Genomic DNA, 19,469 nt, shown 5'->3' with positions numbered 1-19,469 from the left:
AAAGGACCACCCCCTCCATGGCCCACCTGCTCGGCGCCGAGAACATCGGCATCGCCTTCGGAACCCGCACCGTCCTCGAGGGCCTCTCCCTCGGCGTGGATGAGGGGGACCGGATCGGACTCGTGGGCCGCAACGGCGACGGCAAGTCCACGCTCATGCGCATCCTCGCCGGCCTCCAGGAACCCGACACGGGCCGCGTCACCCGCCGCGGCGGCGTCCGCGTGGGCGTGCTGGACCAGCAGGACCGGCTCGACCCGGAGCACACCGTGCGTCAGGCCGTGGTCGGGGACGTGGACGACCACGTGTGGGCCTCGGACCCCAAGGCCCGGGACGTCCTGGGCGGTCTCCTCGACGGCTTCGACCTCGGCCAGCCCGTGCGGGGCCTCTCCGGCGGCCAGCGCCGTCGCGTGGCCCTGGCCCGTCTGCTCGCCGGGGACGACGACGTCCTCTTCCTCGACGAGCCCACCAACCACCTGGACGTCGAGGGCGTCGCGTGGCTCGCCCGCCACCTGAAGCAGCGCTGGCGCCCCACCGACGGCGGCCTCGTGGTGGTCACCCACGACCGGTGGTTCCTCGACGAGGTCTGCACGCGCACGTGGGAGGTGCACGACGCCACGGTGGACCCGTTCGACGGCGGCTACGCGGCGTGGGTGCTCGCGCGCGCGGAGCGCTCCCGGCAGGCGGCGGTGACGGAGCAGAAGCGTCAGCAGCTGGTGAAGAAGGAGCTCGCCTGGCTGCGCCGTGGCGCCCCGGCGCGTACGTCCAAGCCGAAGTTCCGCATCGAGGCGGCCAACGCCATCATCGAGGACGTCCCCGCCCCGCGCGACTCGGTGTCCCTGGCGAAGATGGCCACGGCCCGGCTCGGCAAGGACGTCCTCGACCTCGAGCACGTGAGCCTGACGCTGGGGGAGAAGCCGATCCTCGACGACGTCACCCTGCGCCTGGCACCCGGCGAGCGGCTCGGCGTGGTCGGCGTCAACGGTGCGGGCAAGTCGACCCTGCTGCGCCTGCTCGACGGCCGCATCGCCCCGGACTCGGGGCGGGTGAAGCGCGGCAAGACGGTGGTCTCGGCCACCCTCACCCAGGACGTGAAGGAGCTCGACGACGTCGCCCACCTGCGCGTCGCCGAAGTCATGGCCCGCGAAGGCTCGTCCTTCCAGGTCGGTAGCCGCGAGATGTCCTCCGGCCAGCTGCTCGAGATGCTCGGCTTCGGCACCTCCCGGCAGTGGACTCAGGTCTCGGAGCTCTCGGGTGGCGAGCGCCGGCGCCTGCAGCTGCTGCGCCTGCTCGTGGGTGAGCCCAACGTCCTCATGCTCGACGAGCCGACCAACGACCTGGACACGGACACCCTGGCCGCCGTCGAGGACGTGCTGGACGGGTGGCCGGGGACCCTGGTGGTGGTCTCCCATGACCGTTACCTGCTCGAGCGCGTCACCGACCACCAGGTCGCCCTGCTCGGGGACGGCAAGGTCCGCGGCCTGCCGGGCGGGGTGGATCAGTACCTCGAGCTGCGCGCCGCGATGGCCGAGGCCGGCGGCCCGGCCCGGGGAGCCGGCGCGGTACGGGGCCGCAACGACGTCGTCGGGACGTGCGCGGGCATGGGCGGGCCGGAGGAGGACACCGGGCCCACCGAGGCGGAGCGTCGGCTGGCCCGCAAGGAGATGGCCCGGCTCGAGAAGCAGATGACCCGGCTGCGGGACCGCAGGTCCGGCCTCGAGGCGCGGATGGCCGAGCTGGGGCAGGCGCAGGACTTCGATGCCCTCACCGCGGCCTCCGCCGACTTGAAGGACCTCGACGCACAGCTGGACGTCCTGGAAGAGGAGTGGCTGCAGGCTGCCGAACTCGCCGAAGGGGACTGACCGGCGGGCGCGCACAGGAGGGTGCGGCGGCCGTCACAGCCATTCACAATTTCCGCCCTATAATCGGGGGCCGGGGCACAGCACCATGCCTGACCCCACATGACGTGGACCATCCCCCCGCGTCAGGACGGAGGAGCAGAGCGTGATCGGGAGTCCCGGTGATGAGTCGACCGCGCTCCGCATGGGCTCGACCGCCCGCGGCCGTGTCCTGGGCCGGCCTTGGGAGCGGGGCCTCCCGCTGCTCGTCCTCATCGTGGACGTGGTCGCGGTCCTGCTCGCCACCTTCGTCTCGGCCCAGCTCCGCTTCGGCGGACCGCGGCGCACCACCCTCCCCGGCGCCGAAGTCATCGACTACAGCGTCATCAGCCTCGCGCTGAGCGCGGCGTGGGTGCTCGCGCTGAGCATCCAGGGCTCGCGGGACATCCGGATCCTGGGGGTGGGCAGCGAGGAGTACAAGCGGGTCCTGCAGGGCACCCTGTACCTCTTCGGCACCGTCGCGATCCTCGCCTATGCGGCAGGTCTCGAAGTGGCGCGCGGCTACGTGGGTCTGGCTCTGCCGTTGGGCGTGCTCCTGCTCCTGCTGGGCCGGTTCCTCGTGCGCGGGTGGGTGGCGCGGCAGCGCCACCACGGCAGGTTCCGGCGGCGGCTCCTGCTCGTCGGCGGCCCGAAGGCGGTCCGACACATCTTCCAGACCCTCGACTCCGAGGCCGGCGCCGGCTATGCCCCCGTGGCGGCGGCTCTCCCCGGATACAAGGCCCGGCGGGAGGACTACCTCCCGATACCGGTCTCCACGGACCTGGACACCGTGGAGGACGTGGTCGCCCTCGTGGAGGTGCGCGACGTCGAAGCCGTGGTGATCACCTCAGGCCACTCGTTCGTCCCCGGGGACGTCCGCCGACTGGGGTGGGAGCTGCAGGAGCGCGGCGTCTCCCTGATCATGGCGCCCGCGCTCGTGGACGTCGCCGGACCCCGCCTCCACACGCAGCCCCTCGCGGGTCTGCCGCTCATCCACCTCTCCACCCCGCGCCTCTCCGAGGGCAAGGCGTTCGCCAAGCGGGCGTTCGACGTCGTCGCGTCGGGTCTGGGCCTGATCGCCATCTCGCCGCTGTTGATCGCCGTCGCGATCGCGGTCAAGGCCACGGACGGCGGGCCGGTGCTGTTCCGGCAGGAGCGGATCGGTCTCGGCGGCAGGCCGTTCACCATGCTCAAGTTCCGTTCCATGGTGGTGGACGCCGAGGAGATCCGGGAGCGGCTCGTCTCGGACGGCGGGGATGCGGACGTGCTGTTCAAGATGAAGGACGACCCGCGCATCACCCGGGTCGGCAAGCTCATCCGCCGCACCAGCATCGACGAGCTGCCCCAGCTCGTGAACGTGTTGCGGGGGGACATGTCCCTCGTGGGTCCGCGGCCCCACCTGCCGCATGAGGTCGAGGCCTATGAGCAGTATGTGCACCGCCGCTTCCTGGTGCAGCCCGGCATCACGGGCCTCTGGCAGGTCTCCGGCCGCTCCGACCTCCCGTGGGAGGAGGCGGTCCGCCTGGACCTCTACTACGTGGAGAACTGGTCCATCCTGGGCGACCTCGTGATCCTGGGCCGGACCGTCAAGGCCGTGGTCGCCGCCGACGGCGCCTATTGACCCCGGATCCGCGCGACCTGTGTGGAAGAATGGGCCGTCGTCGCCGCCCCCTGGGGTCCGGCGCTCCGCCCTGGTGTAATGGCAGCACGCCGGCCTTTGGAGCCGTGCGGTCTAGGTTCGAATCCTAGGGGCGGAACCCCCGTCCTCTGACCCCCACCGGTGCAGGAGCCCCCATGTCCCAGCCGTCCGCCCGTCCCTCCGCCGTGATCGTCCTGGCCGCGGGCCAGGGCACCCGCATGAAGTCGACGACGCCGAAGATCATGCACGCGATCGGGGGGCGCTCCCTCGTGGGCCACGCGCTCGCGGCGGCCTGGTCGCTCGCGCCGGAGCACCTCGTGGCCGTGGTCCGGCACGAGCGGGCCCGCGTGGCCGAGCACATCGAGACGGTTGCGGCCCAGCTGGGTATCGACGCGCTGGCGATCGCCGACCAGGACGACGTGCCGGGCACCGGCCGCGCCGTCGAGCTGGGCCTGGCCGCCCTGCCCGCGGACCTCGAGGGCACCGTCGTGGTGACCTACGGTGACGTCCCGCTGCTGACCCCGGAGACCCTCGCCCGGCTCGTCGCGGACCACGAGGCGGACGGCAACGCCGTCACCGTGCTCACCGCCACCCTCGAGGACGCCACGGGCTACGGCCGCATCGTCCGCGACGCCGAGGGCCTCGTGGAGCGGATCATGGAGCACAAGGACGCCCTCGCCCATGCCGAGTCCACGGGGGACGACTCCTTCGTGGCGATCCGCGAGGTCAACTCCGGCATCTACGCCTTCGACGCCGCCCTGCTGCGCCGCACCCTGCCGGAGATCTCCACGGACAACGTGCAGGGCGAGAAGTACCTCACGGACGTGCTCGGCATGGCCCGCGCCGAGGGCGGCCGCGTCGCCTCGGTGGGCACGGACGACGTGTGGGAGGTCGAGGGCGCCAATGACCGCCGTCAGCTCTCCGACCTGGGCCGCCAGCTCAACGACCGCGTGCTGCGCGGCTGGATGAAGGAGGGTGTCACGGTCGTCGACCCGTCCTCCACGTGGGTGGACGTCACCGTCTCCCTCGCCTCGGACGTCACGCTCAAGCCCGGCACCCAGCTGCATGGGGCGACGTCGGTGGCCACGGGCGCCGTCGTCGGCCCGGACTCCACCCTCACGGACACGCAGGTGGGGGAGGGCGCCGTGGTGAAGCGCACCGACGCCACGGAGGCCGTGATCGGCGCGGGCGCGACCGTCGGCCCGTTCACCTACCTGCGCCCGGGCACGGTGCTGGGGGAGGACGGCAAGATCGGCGCGTTCTACGAGACCAAGAACGTGACCGTGGGCCGCGGCGCCAAGCTCTCCCACCTGGGCTACGCCGGGGACGCCGAGATCGGCGAGTACACCAACATCGGCTGCGGCAACATCACCGCCAACTACGACGGCGTCGCCAAGCACCGCACCGTGATCGGGGCCCACGTGCGCACCGGCTCAAACACGGTGTTCACGGCCCCGGTCTCGGTGGGCGACGGCGCCTACACCGGTGCCGGCGCGGTGGTCCGCGACGACGTCCCGGCCGGCGCCCTGGCGCTGAACGCCGTGGCGCAGCGCACCATCGAGGGCTGGGTGCCCGCCAAGCGCCCGGGCACCTCCTCGGCCGAGGCCGCGCGGGCCGCCGGCGCGGAGGGCTCCGGCGCTCAGGGGTGACCCCGCGCGCCCGACAAGAGGTCGGCGTGTCACAACCGTACCGATTCCGGTACGGTTGTGACACCAGAGATGAGGTGGTGATCCCGTGACGTATCGTGACGATCTGTGGGACGTGGCTGCGGGGAACCACGGGGTCATCGCCACTACGGAAGCGGAGGAGGCGGGCGTGCCCGCCGTCGAGGTCCGCAAGCTCGCCCAGCGCGGCGTTCTGCGGAGGCTGGCCCACGGGGTGTACCTCCATCGCCAGGTTCCCCGCGACCGGTTCACGGACGCGGCGGAGGCCGTGGCCACGGTCGGTGAAGATGCATTCCTGGACTGGGACGCAGTGCTGTCACTGTACGACCTCGCCCTGGTCGATCCCTCCGTCGTACGGGTGGGCGTGACGAGGCGGTACCGCGGCTCGCCGCGCGCGCATGTACGAGTGACACGACGCCGTCCCCCGCCGGGCGACGAGGACCTCACCTTTCACGGCGGCGTGCGAGGCCTCACGATCAACCAAGCCCTTCGTGAGGCACTCGACCGCATCCCTCTCGAGCGCGTCGCCGCTGCGATCGAGGAGGCCCGCGCGCGCGGGCTGCTCACGGTGGGCGAGGCGAGGAGCTTGAAGAAGGACCTGGAGGCGCGGCAGAACGGTGGACATCGTGGCGGTCGATGACGTGGTCGTGGGCCTGGGCGATCTGGGAGCTCGAGGTGCGCCCAGGAGCGAAGGCCAACTCAACCGTCGACTGGAGGCGATCGCTGACGCGATGGGCGTTCCGGTGGACCGGGCGCGCCGGTTGCTGGGAGCAGTGATCGTGGCGCAGATGTTGCCGGAAGGCGTCGTAGTCAAGGGTGGAAATGGCGTTCGACTCCGACATGGAGCCACCGGGACGCGGGCGACCCGGGATCTCGATCTACTGGCTCGCGATCCCCAGCAGGCGCTGAAGGACTTGACCGGGTTCGTCGACCGGGGATGGGGGGCCGCGCCCGGGAGCAAGAGAGAACTCAAGGCCGACCCGGCTGCGACCCGGGTGGCCTTCTTCGGCACGGTGCATGAGGACGATCCTGCGGAGCCTCTCGGAGTGCCCGATCCCTACGTCCTGTCACGAGCGAAGGTGACCCTGCATTTTCTCTCCCCGAGGACAAGTTGGGTGTCGGTCCCGATCGAGATCGGGCGCGACGAATTCGAGGGCAGCACGCTGGCGCAGCCAGTCGAGGTCGTGGCACCCCAGGTCGCGGAGGCGGTCACCGCGTTGGGATGTGGAACACCGCGGTCTGTGGCCGTGATGGCTGTCGAGCAGCAGCTCGCACAGAAGATCCATGCCGTCACGGATCCACATCAGACGCGAGGCCACGATCTCGTGGACATCCAGTTGCTCTGGCATGGGGCGGAGGCCGAGGGTGGTGTCGACATCCCGTTGCTCGCAGATCTCGTCAGCCGTACTTTCATGTTTCGGTCACCCGGCCGGACTGCGGCAGGACACACACCGCATGAGTGGCCGCCTCCGGTCGCTCACGTCCGGACTCTCGAGCAGGGGTACCTGGATGCGCTGGAGGAGACACGAGTGGGTGCGGAGGGACAGGCCAGGCTCCTGCAGCCGCGCGTGTCCGACGCGGCGGATTGGCTGGAGTCGTTGATCACAAGGATCGCGCGGGCCGCCGGCGCGGAGGGCTCCGGCGCTCAGGGCTGACCCCGCGCGCCCTAGGATGGGTGCGAGGACCGGGCCCTTCAGGCGGCCCGCTGGACGTCGGCCGCGCGCCGCCGCCGGGCATGGAACGTGCAACCACGAAGGATGTTGAGGACGTCATGACGGAGCTGAGCCGCAGCGAGGACAAGCGACTGGTGCTGGCCACGGGCCGCGCCCACCCCGAGCTCGCGCAGGAGATCGCCGAGGAGCTGGGCACCGAGTTGCTCCCCATGAGCGCCTACGACTTCGCCAACGGCGAGATCTACGTGCGCTCGGGCGAGTCGGTGCGTGGCAAGGACGTGTTCATCATCCAGTCGCACCCGGCGCCGCTGAACAACCACCTCATGGAGCAGCTGATCATGGTGGACTCCATGAAGCGCGCCTCCGCCCGCCGCATCACGGTGGTCTCGCCGTTCTACCCGTACGCTCGCCAGGACAAGAAGGGCCGCGGCCGCGAGCCGATCTCGGCCCGTCTCGTCGCGGACCTGTACAGGACCGCCGGCGCCTCCCGTGTGATGAGCGTGGACCTGCACACCGCCCAGATCCAGGGCTTCTTCGACGGCCCGGTGGACCACCTGTTCGCCATCCCGCTGCTGGCGGACCACATCCGCTCCAGCGTGGAGGGCGAGGAGGTCACGGTGGTCTCCCCGGACACCGGTCGCGTGCGCGTGGCCGAGCAGTGGGCGGACCGCCTGGGCGGCGTGCCGCTGGGCTTCGTGCACAAGAGCCGGGACCTCACCGTTCCGAACAAGGCCGAGTCCAAGACCGTGGTCGGGGACGTCGAGGGCCGCGTCTGCGTGCTGATCGACGACATGATCGACACCGGCGGCACCATCGCCGGCGCCGTGCAGATCCTCAAGGACGCCGGCGCGAAGGACGTCATCATCGCCGCCACGCACGCGGTGTTCTCGGACCCGGCCGCCCAGCGTCTCGGCGAGTGCGGCGCCCGTGAGGTCGTGGTGACCAACACCCTGCCCATCCCGGAGGAGAAGCGCTTCGAGACCCTCACCGTGCTCTCGATCGCCCCGCTGATCGCCCGCGCGATCCGCGAGGTCTTCGAGGACGGCTCGGTCACCAGCCTCTTCGACGGCGTCGCCTGACCATGGCCGAGCGCGTCGAGCCGGCCCACGGGGACCACGGCGGCGCGGTCGCCGCGCCGCAGCCTCACCGTCCGCGCCTGCCGTTCTGGGCCTCCCTGCTGCTGAACGTGGTGGTGGCCATCGCGGTCGTCGCCGTGGTGCAGGCCCTGTGGGTGAAGGTGTACTCGGTGCCGTCCGGCTCGATGGAGAACACCCTCGAGGTGGGGGACCGCATGCTGGTCAACCGCACCGCCTACCCGGACGGGATGGCCGACTCCCAGGACGTGGTGGTCTTCACGGCCAACGAGGACTGGGCGCACCCCATGCCACCGGAGGGGGCCGTGGAGAACGCCGTCCGCACGTTCGGCGACCTCACCGGCATCGGCCGCTCGCACGAGCAGGCGTTGGTCAAGCGCGTGGTCGGCACCGCGGGGCAGACCGTGGAGTGCTGCACCGCCGAGGGCGCGGTGACGGTGGACGGGGAGCCCGTGGACGAGCCATACATCCACAACGACCTGCCGTTCATCCGGGACGAGCTGGACTGCGAGTCCGAGGTGATGTCCGCGCGCTGCTTCGGCCCGGTCACCGTGCCGGACGACTCGATGCTCGTGCTCGGCGACCACCGTTCGAACTCGGCCGACTCCGTGATCGCGTGCCGCGGCATCCCCGCCGACCAGGCCGGGGACTGCGCCCGCTTCGTCACCCGCGAGGACATCGTGGGCGAGGTCTTCGTGACCGTCTGGCCGCCCACGCACTGGGGCGGACACTGATCTCCTGAGGGGGCGGGGCGTCCTGGGCGCCGGCCGCCTCCGGGCCGGGCCGGTTCAGCCGGTCCTGGCCAGTTCCGCGGTGACCAGGGCGTCCATCGCCTCGTGCACCCGGGCCTCGGCGTCCTCGGGCACGGGTCCTTCGGTGCGGAGGCGGGCCACCACGTCGGCGGCCGTCCGCGGCTCGTCCAGCAGGAGCCAGACGGACGGGCCCAGACCTTCGAGCACGACCAGGCGGTCCGAGGCGAGCAGGACCAGGCGGCCGTGGTCGGTCAGGATGCCGTCGTCGACGGCGCAGCGGGACACCGCGCCCGGGGTTGCCACTCCGACGGAGGCCGAGAGCTCTTCCTCGGTGAGCGCCTCCCAGGCGGGGGTGACGGGCGTGGGCGGGGCCGCCAGGAGGCCGTCGACGACATCCCGCAGGTCCTCCGCTTCGGCGTAGACCAGGCGTTGGGCGCCGCCGACCGCGTCGAGGACGCGGCAGAGCGTCACGAGACCGCGGGGGAGCAGGGAGAGGGAGGACGTCTGGGGGACGAGCGCCCCCAGCGCAGCCACGAGCTCTATGGCCTCCGCCCGCGGCGTCACCGGGCCTGCCGGATCCCGCACGCGGTCCAGCACGGCGATCCGGGCCAGCCGGGCGTCGGGGAGGGTCGGACCGAGACCCAGGTCGTCCGGGCCGCGCTGGGTCTTCGGGCGCACCCCCCGTGACCCCAGCAGGGACAGCGGCTTGGGGTAGGGCGTGACGGTCAGGCCGTCCGGTGCGATGATCGCCGTCTCGTCGGTGAGGTAGGCGAAATGGGGTCCCAGCCGGCGCGTGGCCGTCGTCTTGCCCGTCCCGGACGCCGCCACCAGGACCATCGCCGCCCCGGTGTCCGGTGCGGCGAGGCACGCGGCATGGAACAGCAGGTGGGTGCCGCGGGCGGACTCGATCGCCCGTGAGGTCGCCAGGAACACCAGGTCCTCGTGCCACTGGAGCCACGGACGCGCGGCGCCGGCGCCCCGGTGCGCATCCGCGTCGGCGGGCGGCTGCACGACCTCCACACCGCACCGGGCCCAGGACGCGATGACCTCCGCGCGCTCGTCTCCTGTGAGGCCGCTCACCGTCACGGCATCGAGACCGGTGCCGATGCGCAACGCGGTGGTCTCGCTCATGGCTTCGTCCTCCCCCTGGGCGCCGGGCATGGTTCACCCCTTCCATCCCGTGGCTGTCCGGTCAGTGTACTGAGAGCCGTGCGGGCGGCCATGGCGCCGCCCCACTGGCTGGCACGGGTCTTCGCCAGAGCCTCCCTATACTCGACACAGGTTCTCGGGCGCTGAGTGCGCCGTCCATCCGAGCTGAGGGAGGAGCCCGCATGGCAGCCCAGTCGCCCACGGCGGCGGTGACCGTGGTGATCCCGCACTACGGCGATCCGGCCCCCACCCTCGCCCTCGTCGACCGCCTGCTGACCGATCCCGGAGACGCGCTGGTCGCCGTCGTGGTCTCGGACGACGCCTCGCCCACCCCGTACCCCGAGGCGCACGATCCGCGTCTGACCGTGGTGCGCCGCGAGCGCAACGGCGGCTTCGGCGCGAACGTGAACACCGGCCTGGCCGCGGTCACCACCGAGCTGGCCCTGGTCCTCAACTCGGACGCGGAGATCACGGGGGCGCAGATCGACGCGCTGGTGGCGGCGGCCGCCCCGTATCAGCCGGCCGTGGTCAGCCCGCAGGTCGTCAACGAGGACGGCACGCCGCAGTGGTCCGGGCGGCACTTCCCGACGGTCCTGCACCAGACCGTGGAGTGGCTGACTCCGCTGGCCCGCTTCCGTCACCTGGACGTGCTCCACGAGGCCGTGGGGCACGACGTCGCGGCGGCCCGGTCCGCCTCGCCCGTGGCGGTCGACTGGGTGATGGGCGCCGTGCTGCTCCTGCCGATGGCCCAGGTCCGCGCCGTCGGCGGGTTCGACGAGGAGTACTTCATGAATTCCGAGGAGGTCGACCTGCAGCGCCGCCTGCGCGAGCGCGGCGTGCCGTCGATCGTGGTCCCGGCCGTCCGTGTGCCGCACGGGCTGCACGGCTCCTCGGATCCGCTGCGCCGGCGCGGCTGGCTGGTGGACTCCCGGTACCGCTACGCCCGGAAGTTCGGTCACCCCCGGGTCCTCAGGGCCGCGCTCACCGCGGCCACCGGGGCGAACTTCGCCGTGAACGCGCTCCGGCAGGCCCGGGGTGTGGACGTGGACGCCCGCGCCGTGTTCCGGGACGAGCACGCGCTGGTCTGGAAGGGGCAGCGCCGATGAGCGCCACCGGCTACACCGTGGCCGCGCCGCCCGAGGCGCGGGGCGGCCGCTCACCGGAACGGCTGTTCCTCGTCTCGCCGGCGTTCCACGGCTATCACCGCTCCATCGCGGCGGCGTGGGCGGCCCAGGGCTTCGACGTCACGGTGCACTGTTACGACGCCTACGCCACGCTCGGCATGAAGCTGCGGAACAAGGGGCTGCTCGAGCTGCCGCAGAAGGTGGGCGTGGACCGCACGGCCGCGCGGGTCGCCTGGGACACGGGGCGGGCCGTGGCCGCCCTGCGCGAGGCCCGGCCGGACCGCGTGCTCGTGATCAAGGGGGACTCGCTGGGCGAGGACTTCTGGTCCGAGATCCTCGATGCGGGCCTGCCCCGCATGCTCTGGCTGTACGACGACCTCGCGCGGCACGACTACTCGATGGAGTTCCTGCGCTCCGTCGGGCCGGTGCTCAGCTACGCCCGCTCCGAGGCCGAGCTGCTGGCCGGCGAGGGCGTGGACGCCCACTACATGCCCAACGGTTTCGACCCGGCGATGGCGCTGCCCCAGGTGCCGCGGCGCGATGAACTGGTCTTCGTGGGCTCGCGCTACCCGAACCGCGTGGAGCTGCTCACCCGCCTGGCCGCGGCCGGGGTGCCGGTGCGCGCCTACGGGCGTCAGTGGAGCCACCACCCGGTGGACCGCCTGCGCACGTGGGAGCTGACCCGTCCGGACCTGCCAGCCGAACGGGACATCCCCCTCGAGGAGGCGTACGCCGTTCAGGCGGCCGCCGCGGGCGCCATCAACATCCACGGGTTGCAGGCCGGCCACGCGATGCGGACCTTCGAGGTGCCCGGCATGGGCGGTCTCCAGCTGGTCGATCGGGCCGACGTGGCCGAGTTCTACGTCCCGGACGAGGAGGTGCTCGTCTTCGAGGACGCGGACCACCTCATCGAGCTGGGCCGCCGGATCGTCGCGGACCCCGCCTGGGGAGCGCGCATCCGAGAGGCCGGCCGCCGCCGGTCGCACGCGGAGCACACGTTCGCGCACCGGGCGGCCATGGCCCAGGGGTGGTGGGCATGACCGACGCGCCCCTCTTCTGGCGCTCCGAGGATCTGCCGCGCTGGCAGGCGTGGCAGCGCGCCCAGTGGCCGTTGACCCGGCGGGCCGCGGACACCGCGCGCTCGACCGTGCGCGGCGTGGCCGGCGCCCTGACGCGCCGCCGGCCCACCGGCGACGACGTCCCCCGCCTGCTCCTGCCGGCGGGGGACGTGCACACGCTCGTCGCCCTCGAGTCCTTCGGCCCCACGCAGCTGGCCGCACTGGCCTCGCCCGTGGCCGCCCTGGCGACTGCGCGGCCGGAGGTCGCCGCCGGGGTCGGCTGGGTGTTGCCCGCCGGTGACGCACCCGCTCTGCCCGGGGCCGCGGGTCACCGAGAGCACGCCGCCACCGCCGACGTCGTGACGGAGCGCCTGTCCGGTCTCCGCCGCGTCCTGGTGGCGGGGGAGTACCTGCCCTCGGGCCGCGCCGCCGTGCGCTGGGCCCGGCAGCGGGGGGCGCGGGTCGGCGTCGTCCAGCACGGGCTGCTGGCCGTGTCCACGCCGCCTGTCCCGCAGGACGCCACCCTGTACGCCTTCACGAGCGCGGACGCGGACTGGTGGACCCAGGGCCGCGCCGATGTGGAGGCCGTCCCGGTGGGTTCGGCACTGCTGGAGCAGGCCCGCCGGACCGCGCCCGCGCTCGCGGGTGCCGGGGACGACGGCCCCGGGGTGTTCCTCGGCCAGCTGCACGGCGCCGAGCTGCCCCGCCGGGACTTCGCCGCGGCCGCCGAACAGTACGTGCGGGCCACCGGCGCCGCCTACCGCCCCCACCCGGCCGAGCGGGACCGTCTCTCCCGCGGCCAGCACGCGGCCTGGCGCAGAGCCGGTGTGCGGATCGACGACGCCGGGGCGCCCCTCGTCGCCACGCGCGGGCCCGTGGCCGCCGTCTTCTCCACCGGGATCCTCGAGGCCGCGCAGGCCGGCAGACCTGCGTGGGCCGTCCACCCGGACCCGCCCGCCTGGCTCGAGGGGTTCTGGCGGCGCTACGGCATGACCCGGTGGCGGCCCGGCCGCACACCGGAGCCCACCCCGGCCCTGGCCTCGCCGACCGCGGACCCCGCGGCCGCGATCGCCGAGCACGTCTGGAAGGAGTCCGCGTGAGCATCCTGTGCGTCATCCCCGTGCGCGGCGGGTCCCGGGGGCTGCCCGGCAAGAACATCCGCCTCCTGGGCGGCCACCCGCTCGTGGCCTGGACCATCCAGGCCGCCCTCGAGGCGGAGGAGGATCTGCACGTGGTGGTCTCCACGGACTCGGCCGAGATCGCCGAGGTCGCCCTCCGCTACGGCGCGGACGTCCCGGGCCTGCGCCCGGCCCACCTGGCGCAGGACTCGACCCCCACCGAGCCCGTGATCGAGCACGTGCTCGCGGCCGAGCGCGCGGCCGGCGTCGAACCCGAGGGCGTGATGCTGCTCCAGGCCACCAGTCCGCTGCGCCTGCCCGGCACCCTAGACCGCGCCGTGCGGCAGTTCCGGGACACGGGGGTGGACTCGCTGGTCGGCGTCGTCCCGGTGTCCCCGTTCCTGTGGCGCCATCCCGAGGATCCCGACGGGGAGCCGATCCCGGACTTCGACGTCACGGCGCGCAAGCGCCGGCAGGACATGTCGCGCGCCGACCTGCGGTTCCGCGAGAACGGCTCGCTGTATGTGACGCGCCCCTGGGTCTATGACCGGCTGCACAACCGGCTCGGCGGCCGGATCGGCATGCTGGAGCTCGACGACCTCGAGGGCGTGGACATCGACACCGAGCTGGACTTCGCCCTGGCCGAGCAGCAGATGGACCAGTACCTGGCGGTCCAGAAGGTGCTCCAGCACCACCCCGACCTCGGTGCCCCGCGCACCGCCGAGACCCCCACCACCGGCCCGAACCGCACCCCCGGAGGCGCGCAGTGATCATCGAACGCAGGCTCACCCCCTACCTCGTCTTCCCCGAGGACTCGCTCCTGGTCGCCCTGCAGAAGATGACCGACAACCGCGAGCGCATCGTGTTCGTGGTGGATTCCCACGGTTTCCTCGTCGGCTCCCTGACGGACGGGGACGTGCGCCGCTGGCTCGTGGCCCATCCGGAGGCGTCGCTGGACGTGGCCGCGGCCGACGTCGCCCATCGCGACCCGGCGACGGCGCCCCTGGGCGCCTCCCCGGCCGAGATGCGCGAGGCCCTGCCCGCCGGGGCGCTGCACCTGCCGCTGCTGGACGAGCGCGGCCGCCTGACGGCCCTGGCGATCAACCGGGAGGCCGAGCTGCGGATCGGCGGGCACCGGATCGGGGAGGGCCACCCGGCGTTCCTGATCGCGGAGATCGGCAACAACCATCAGGGTGATGTGGACCTGGCCCGCCGTCTCGTGGACCTGGCCGTCGAGGCGGGTGCGGACGCCGTGAAGTTCCAGCTGCGGGACATGGACGCCCTGTACCGGCAGTCCGGTGCGGCCACCGCCGGCGAGGACCTGGGGGCCCAGCGCACCCTGGACGAGCTGGCCAAGTTCTCGCTCTCCGCCGAGGACATGGTGCGGGTGTTCGACCACGTCCGGGACGCCGGCGTCGCCCTGATGTGCACCCCGTGGGACGCCCCGTCCATGCGGGTGCTGCGCGAGTACCCGGTGGACGGCGTGAAGATCGCCTCCGCGGATCTGACGAACCATGGTCTGCTGCGGGACGCGGGCGCCTCCGACCTGCCGATGGTGCTCTCCACCGGCATGTCCCGGGAGGAGGAGATCCGCGAGTCGGTGGCCCTCGTGCGCTCCTTCGGCGTCCCCTTCGCGATGCTGCACGCCCAGTCCACGTACCCCGCCCCCTACAAGGACGTGAACCTGGCCTACCTGGACCGGCTCGCGGAGATCGCGCAGACGCCGGTGGGCTACTCGGGCCACGAGCGCGGCTTCCACGTGGCGCTGGCCGCGGTGGCCCGGGGCGCTGCGATCATCGAGAAGCACTTCACCGTGGACCGCGGGCTCGAGGGCAACGACCACAAGGTCTCCCTGCTGCCGGAGGAGTTCGCGCAGATGGTGCGGCAGACCCGGGACATCGAGGAGTCGATCGGCGTCGGGACCGAGCGCGTGGTCTCCACAGGCGAGGCGATGAACCGCATCAACCTGGCCAAGTCCCTGGTGGCGGCCCGCCCGCTGCAGGCCGGCGCCACGATCACCGAGGCGGACGTGACCGTGAAATCCCCGGGCCGTGGCCTGCAGCCCAACGAGCTGCCGCGTCTGGTCGGCCGCACGCTGCACCGCGAGATGGCCGAGGGCGACTTCTTCTTCGCCGGTGACCTCACGGACTCGGTGCCCACCGGGCGCCAGTTCCAGTTCCGGCGCCCCTGGGGCCTGCCGGTGCGCTACCACGACGTCGAGGCGCTGACGAAGGACTGCACCCCGGACTTCCTGGAGTTCCACTTCTCCTACAAGGACCTCGAGATCGACATCGACTCGGTGTTCACCGAGCCCATGCCGATGGGCTTCACCACCCACCTGCCGGACATCTTCTCCGGTGACTTCCTCGTGGATCTGGCCAGCGACGACGACGCCGTGTGGGAGCGCTCGATCGCCGAGGTGCAGCGCACGATCGACATCACCCGGGACCTGAAGCGCTGGTTCCCGAACGAGGAGGAGCCCATCATGGTCATCACCATGGGCGGGTTCACCCTGGACCGGCACATCCGCCCGGAGGAGCGGCTGCCGAAGTACGAGCGCATCGCCGAGGCCGTGCAGCGCCTGGACACCTCCGGCATCCGGATCGCCGCGCAGACGCTGCCGCCGTTCCCGTGGCTGATGGGCGGTCAGCAGTACCACAACCTCTTCATGGACCCGGACGACACCGTGGCGTTCGTGGAGGCCACGGGGGTGCCGCTGTGCCTGGACATCTCCCACTCCAAGCTCTCGGCCACGTTCCTGGGGATCCCCTTCTCGGAGATGGTGGAGAAGCTGGCCCCGCACACCATCCACCTGCACCTCGTGGACGCCACCGGTGTGGACGGGGAGGGGCCGCAGATCGGCGAGGGCGACGTCGACTGGCCCGTGCTGTGCGAGCAACTGGACCGCCTGGCCCCCGGGGTGAGCTTCATCCCGGAGATCTGGCAGGGCCACATCAACAACGGCGAGGGCTTCTGGACGGCCCTGGACCGCTTGGAGCAGTGGCTGTGATCCCCGAGGCGGCGACGAGCACCCCGGCCCCGCTGACGCTCTGGGTGGTGCCCGTCGCCGACCTCGGCGGCGTGGCCCGGCACGTCCTCGACGTCGCGCGCGTGGGCCTGCCCGGTCTGCGTCTGGCGGTGCTGTGCCCCGAGGGACCGCTCGCCGAGCGCCTGCGCGAGCAGGGTGCGGCGGTGTTCACCGGGGACGTCGGTCCCGACGCCGGCCTGGCCGCCTCGGTGCGCACGCTCCGGACGGCGGTGCGCACCCTGCGTCCGGCCGCGGTCCACACGCACCTGGCCTACGCCGACCTCGCGGCGTTCACCGCGTTCGGCCCGGGGCGGGCCCGGCAGCGGGCCGGTGCGCCGGCGCTGCTCAGCACCGAGCACGGGATCGCCCCGGACGACGGGCTGTACAACCGCGCCGCGGCGGCCCGGGTGAAGAACGCCGCGCACCGCGCCCGGCTGCGCGGCACGGACCTCGTGATCGCGGTGGCGCAGTCCACCGCGGACGTGCTGCGCCGCAAATGGGGCGCGGGGGCGCCCCTCACCGTGGTGCGCAACGGCGTGGACGGGCCCGCGGTGCGCGCCGCGGCCGCGGGGCAGCGGCGCGCACCGGGGGAGGGGCTGCGGATCCTCTCCCTGTCCCGGCTGGCCCCCGAGAAGAACCTCGACCGGCTGATCGCCGCACTGCCCGCCCTGCTGGAGCGCGACCCCGGGACGCGGTTGACGCTGGCCGGCTCGGGTCCCCTGGAGGGGCAGCTGCGCGCTCAGGCCGAGGCGCTCGGTGTCGCGGATGCGGTCGACCTGCCCGGCTTCGTGGAGCCGTGGGGGGCCATGGCCGAGCACGACGTGCTGGTGCAGCTCTCGGCGTGGGAGAACCTCAGCTATACCCTGCTCGACGCTGCGGCCGCGGGCCTGCCCGCCGTCGCCACGGACGTGGGCGGCAACGGAGAGATCCTGCCGCCCGAGCGCCTGGTCCGCGAAACCACTCCGGAGGCCATCGCCGACGCCGTCGTGCGCGCCGCCGCCGAGGGCCCGGGCGAGGTGCGCGTGGGCGACGTGGAGACCATGGCCCGGGCGGTCGCCGAGGCGACCCTCGAGGTGCTCGGGCGCCGGGTGGGGAAGGGCGGGCACCGATGACCGCGGCGAGCCCGAACGAGCCGGGGGCGGCCTCGGTGGCCCCGGCCGAGAAGCGAGTGCCGGGACCTCGGTTCCGGGAGCTGGACGGTCTTCGGGGGATCGCGGCGCTGGCCGTGGTGTTCTCGCACTTCGGCGGTACGCACAATTTCCACTACCGCGACGATCCCCCCGCTTTTCATGACTTCGTCTGGGGTGGCACGGGGGTCCAGCTGTTCTTCATGATCAGCGGTTTCGTGATCCTCATGACCGCGCGCCGGGCCTCGCGTCCCAGCGATTTCGTCATCTCCCGAGCCGCCCGGCTGTACCCGCCGTACTGGCTCTCGCTTGCATTCGCCGTGGTGATCCTCGCCCTCGTTCAGGTGCCGGGGTACTCGCTGAGTCCGGGGCAGATCATCGTCAACCTCACGATGGTCCAACGATGGTTGCTGGTCGACGATGTGGTCGACGTCTACTGGACCCTGGCGGTCGAGATGCAGTTCTACGCACTTGTCTTGACCCTCCTCATCCTCAGCCGGTGTCGCCTGTCGGACCGTCTGGTCCTGTGGGCATGCCTGGGTTGGTCTGTGTTGTCCTGGACGGTGGTGGCTGTGACGTCACAGGCCGCGGCGCCACGCCCAGCGGGGGACCCCACGTGGGTCAAACTCGTCAACAACATCACTGTTGCCGAGTATGCGCCCATGTTCGTCCTGGGCATGGTGGTGTTCCTGGCACGGGAGACGGGTCGCCACCGACGAGCGGTGGCCGCAGCCTATCTATCGGCTGTCGTGAGCCCCTTCGTCTTGCGCGACATGACCCTTGGGCTCTGGGTGCTGGCAGCAGCGACCCTGTTCACTGCTGTGGCCCTCCGACGAAGGACGTGGCTCCTCACAACGCCGCCCTTCCAGTTCTACGGCCGGATCAGCTACTCCCTGTACATCATCCACGTCATTCCCGGTTATCTGGTCATCCATGCTCTATGGCCGTACGTAGGCCGAAACATGGCCATGCTCGTGGCCTTGGCCGTGGTCTCCGTGCTCGCCTGGGCCCTGCAGAAGTACGGCGAGGAGCACCTCGGCCGCGCGGCCAAGCGGGGGCTGACCCGCGTCCGCTCCGTCGTGGACGCGCGGACCGGACATCCCCGATCCCTGGAGCCGGCCCGATGACCGGACGCATCTGGATCCTGGCGAACCAGGGCGAAGTGGGTGGCGGCGAGGTGATGCTGCACCACCTCGCCACGGCCCTGCGCGAGCTGGGGCGGGACGTGGGCGTCGTGGCCCCGGCGCACCCGGCCGAGACCGCCGATCGTCTGGCCGCGGACGGCTTCGACGTGGTCCGCGTGGGTGGGCCCGGACGACTGGGGTACCTGCGTGCTCTCCGGGCCTGGGACCGCGGCCGAGGCGGGGACGACGTCGCCTGGTGCAACGGGCTGCTGCCGGCCACGGCCCTGGCCGGCCGGCCGCGCCGGATCGTGCACCTGCACCAGGTGCCCGAGAAGCCGGTTCTGCGCGTGTTCTCCGCCCTGGCGCGCCCCGGCGCGCTCGCGGTCCTCGTGCCGTCCCGATTCGCGGCAAACCGGATCCGCGGGGCGCGCGTACTCCACAACTGGGTTCCGGCCCCCACGGCACCGCAGACACGTCCGGCCCGCGGTGCCGATGATCCGGTGACCGTGGGCTTCCTCGGACGGCTGTCCGAGGGCAAGGGCATCGTCACCCTGTTGGAGGCTGCCGCGCTGCTGCGGAGGACCGACCCGGGTGCTTTCGTGTTCCGCATCGCGGGGGAGAGCCGGTTCGTGGCGGAGGACGAAGCCGAGCGGCTCGCCACCGCCCTGAAGGCAGCCGGTGAGGACGTCCAGGTGCTCGGCTGGCAGGACACCGGCGAGTTCCTGACCTCCGTGGACGTGCTGGCCGTGCCGTCGCAGTGGGCCGAGGTCTTCGGCTTGGTGACGGCCGAGGCGATGGCCGCGGGCGTTCCGGTGGTGGCTTCCGATGCGGGGGCCGTTCCCGAGGTGGTCGGCAGCGATCACCCCTTCGTTGTTCCGCAGCGGGACGCTGCCGCGCTCGCGGGCTGCTTGCGGGCCGTGCGCGCGGTCGATCTGGGCGAGGTGGCCCGCTCCCAGCGGCAACGCTGGGCGTCGCTGTTCTCACCCGAGGCCGGCCGCGCCGCCGTCGCCGAGCTCCTGGATGACCTGTCCCTATGACTCTCGCG

The 19,469-nt window shown here is 72.4% G+C and carries 16 protein-coding genes and 1 tRNA gene; 16 read left to right on the top strand and 1 reads right to left on the bottom strand.

Translation table 11 applies throughout. The features are described 5' to 3' along the window. The first annotated feature begins 17 nt into the window (after positions 1-17). From ACZ1IK_RS02235 to lepB, 8 genes are all read left to right on the top strand, one after another. Positions 18-1,859 carry an ABC-F family ATP-binding cassette domain-containing protein gene (locus tag ACZ1IK_RS02235; RefSeq protein WP_070709111.1) on the top strand — a complete coding sequence of 614 codons (1,842 nt, stop codon included), beginning with the start codon at positions 18-20 and terminating at the stop codon, positions 1,857-1,859. A 142-nt stretch (positions 1,860-2,001) separates the two neighbouring features. After that, positions 2,002-3,495 (top strand): sugar transferase, encoded by a 1,494-nt coding sequence (locus ACZ1IK_RS02230; RefSeq protein ID WP_159305442.1) that lies wholly within the window; start codon positions 2,002-2,004, stop codon positions 3,493-3,495. 64 nt (positions 3,496-3,559) lie between these two features. Next, positions 3,560-3,631 (top strand) — tRNA-Gln (locus ACZ1IK_RS02225). 37 nt (positions 3,632-3,668) lie between these two features. Continuing rightward, positions 3,669-5,162 (top strand): bifunctional UDP-N-acetylglucosamine diphosphorylase/glucosamine-1-phosphate N-acetyltransferase GlmU, encoded by a 1,494-nt coding sequence (gene glmU / locus ACZ1IK_RS02220; RefSeq protein ID WP_465098287.1) that lies wholly within the window; start codon positions 3,669-3,671, stop codon positions 5,160-5,162. A gap of 85 nt (positions 5,163-5,247) precedes the next feature. Continuing rightward, positions 5,248-5,817, top strand: a complete 570-nt coding sequence (locus ACZ1IK_RS02215) for a type IV toxin-antitoxin system AbiEi family antitoxin domain-containing protein (RefSeq protein ID WP_070709107.1) — start codon at positions 5,248-5,250, stop codon at positions 5,815-5,817. Then, complete coding sequence (locus ACZ1IK_RS02210; RefSeq protein WP_087114480.1) at positions 5,795-6,832, top strand: nucleotidyl transferase AbiEii/AbiGii toxin family protein; 1,038 nt, start codon at positions 5,795-5,797, stop codon at positions 6,830-6,832. Before ACZ1IK_RS02215 ends, ACZ1IK_RS02210 begins: the two co-directional genes overlap by 23 nt. Positions 6,833-6,948: 116 nt before the next feature. After that, positions 6,949-7,929, top strand: coding sequence for a ribose-phosphate diphosphokinase (locus ACZ1IK_RS02205; RefSeq protein WP_070709768.1), 981 nt, complete (start codon positions 6,949-6,951; stop codon positions 7,927-7,929). A 2-nt stretch (positions 7,930-7,931) separates the two neighbouring features. Continuing rightward, entirely contained in the window at positions 7,932-8,678 is a 747-nt protein-coding gene (gene lepB, locus ACZ1IK_RS02200) for a signal peptidase I (protein ID WP_070709771.1), read from the top strand. A 54-nt stretch (positions 8,679-8,732) separates the two neighbouring features. On the opposite strand, the gene ACZ1IK_RS02195 is transcribed toward lepB, so the two are convergent. Beyond that, a complete protein-coding gene (locus ACZ1IK_RS02195) occupies positions 8,733-9,827 on the bottom strand; it encodes a PqqD family protein (protein ID WP_465098286.1) in 1,095 nt (364 codons plus the stop codon). Between the two features lie 200 nt (positions 9,828-10,027). On the opposite strand from ACZ1IK_RS02195, the gene ACZ1IK_RS02190 reads away from it, so the two are divergent. The 8 genes from ACZ1IK_RS02190 to ACZ1IK_RS02155 are packed head-to-tail and all read left to right on the top strand — an operon-like array spanning position 10,028 to position 19,461. Then, on the top strand, positions 10,028-10,951 hold the full coding sequence (locus tag ACZ1IK_RS02190) for a glycosyltransferase family 2 protein (RefSeq protein WP_465098285.1): 924 nt from the start codon (positions 10,028-10,030) through the stop codon (positions 10,949-10,951). Beyond that, a complete protein-coding gene (locus tag ACZ1IK_RS02185) occupies positions 10,948-12,009 on the top strand; it encodes a CgeB family protein (RefSeq protein WP_217565213.1) in 1,062 nt (353 codons plus the stop codon). Before ACZ1IK_RS02190 ends, ACZ1IK_RS02185 begins: the two co-directional genes overlap by 4 nt. After that, positions 12,006-13,127: an RNA-binding protein gene (locus tag ACZ1IK_RS02180; RefSeq protein WP_217565214.1), complete on the top strand. Its 1,122-nt coding sequence runs from the start codon at positions 12,006-12,008 to the stop codon at positions 13,125-13,127. The genes ACZ1IK_RS02185 and ACZ1IK_RS02180 overlap by 4 nt, the downstream gene beginning before the upstream one ends. Next, a complete protein-coding gene (locus tag ACZ1IK_RS02175; protein WP_465098284.1) occupies positions 13,124-13,915 on the top strand; it encodes an acylneuraminate cytidylyltransferase family protein in 792 nt (263 codons plus the stop codon). Before ACZ1IK_RS02180 ends, ACZ1IK_RS02175 begins: the two co-directional genes overlap by 4 nt. Further along, positions 13,912-16,155, top strand: coding sequence for an N-acetylneuraminate synthase family protein (locus tag ACZ1IK_RS02170; RefSeq protein ID WP_465098283.1), 2,244 nt, complete (start codon positions 13,912-13,914; stop codon positions 16,153-16,155). Before ACZ1IK_RS02175 ends, ACZ1IK_RS02170 begins: the two co-directional genes overlap by 4 nt. Continuing rightward, positions 16,146-17,285: a glycosyltransferase gene (locus tag ACZ1IK_RS02165; RefSeq protein ID WP_465098282.1), complete on the top strand. Its 1,140-nt coding sequence runs from the start codon at positions 16,146-16,148 to the stop codon at positions 17,283-17,285. Before ACZ1IK_RS02170 ends, ACZ1IK_RS02165 begins: the two co-directional genes overlap by 10 nt. After that, a complete protein-coding gene (locus ACZ1IK_RS02160; RefSeq protein WP_465098281.1) occupies positions 17,282-18,427 on the top strand; it encodes an acyltransferase family protein in 1,146 nt (381 codons plus the stop codon). The genes ACZ1IK_RS02165 and ACZ1IK_RS02160 overlap by 4 nt, the downstream gene beginning before the upstream one ends. Then, positions 18,424-19,461: a glycosyltransferase family 4 protein gene (locus ACZ1IK_RS02155; RefSeq protein ID WP_465098280.1), complete on the top strand. Its 1,038-nt coding sequence runs from the start codon at positions 18,424-18,426 to the stop codon at positions 19,459-19,461. The genes ACZ1IK_RS02160 and ACZ1IK_RS02155 overlap by 4 nt, the downstream gene beginning before the upstream one ends. Positions 19,462-19,469 lie beyond the last annotated feature (8 nt).

The organism is Micrococcus sp. CS26, from assembly GCF_055522295.1.
The sequence above is the reverse complement of the archived record's forward strand: the minus strand, read 5'-3'. Positions and strand labels throughout refer to the sequence as shown.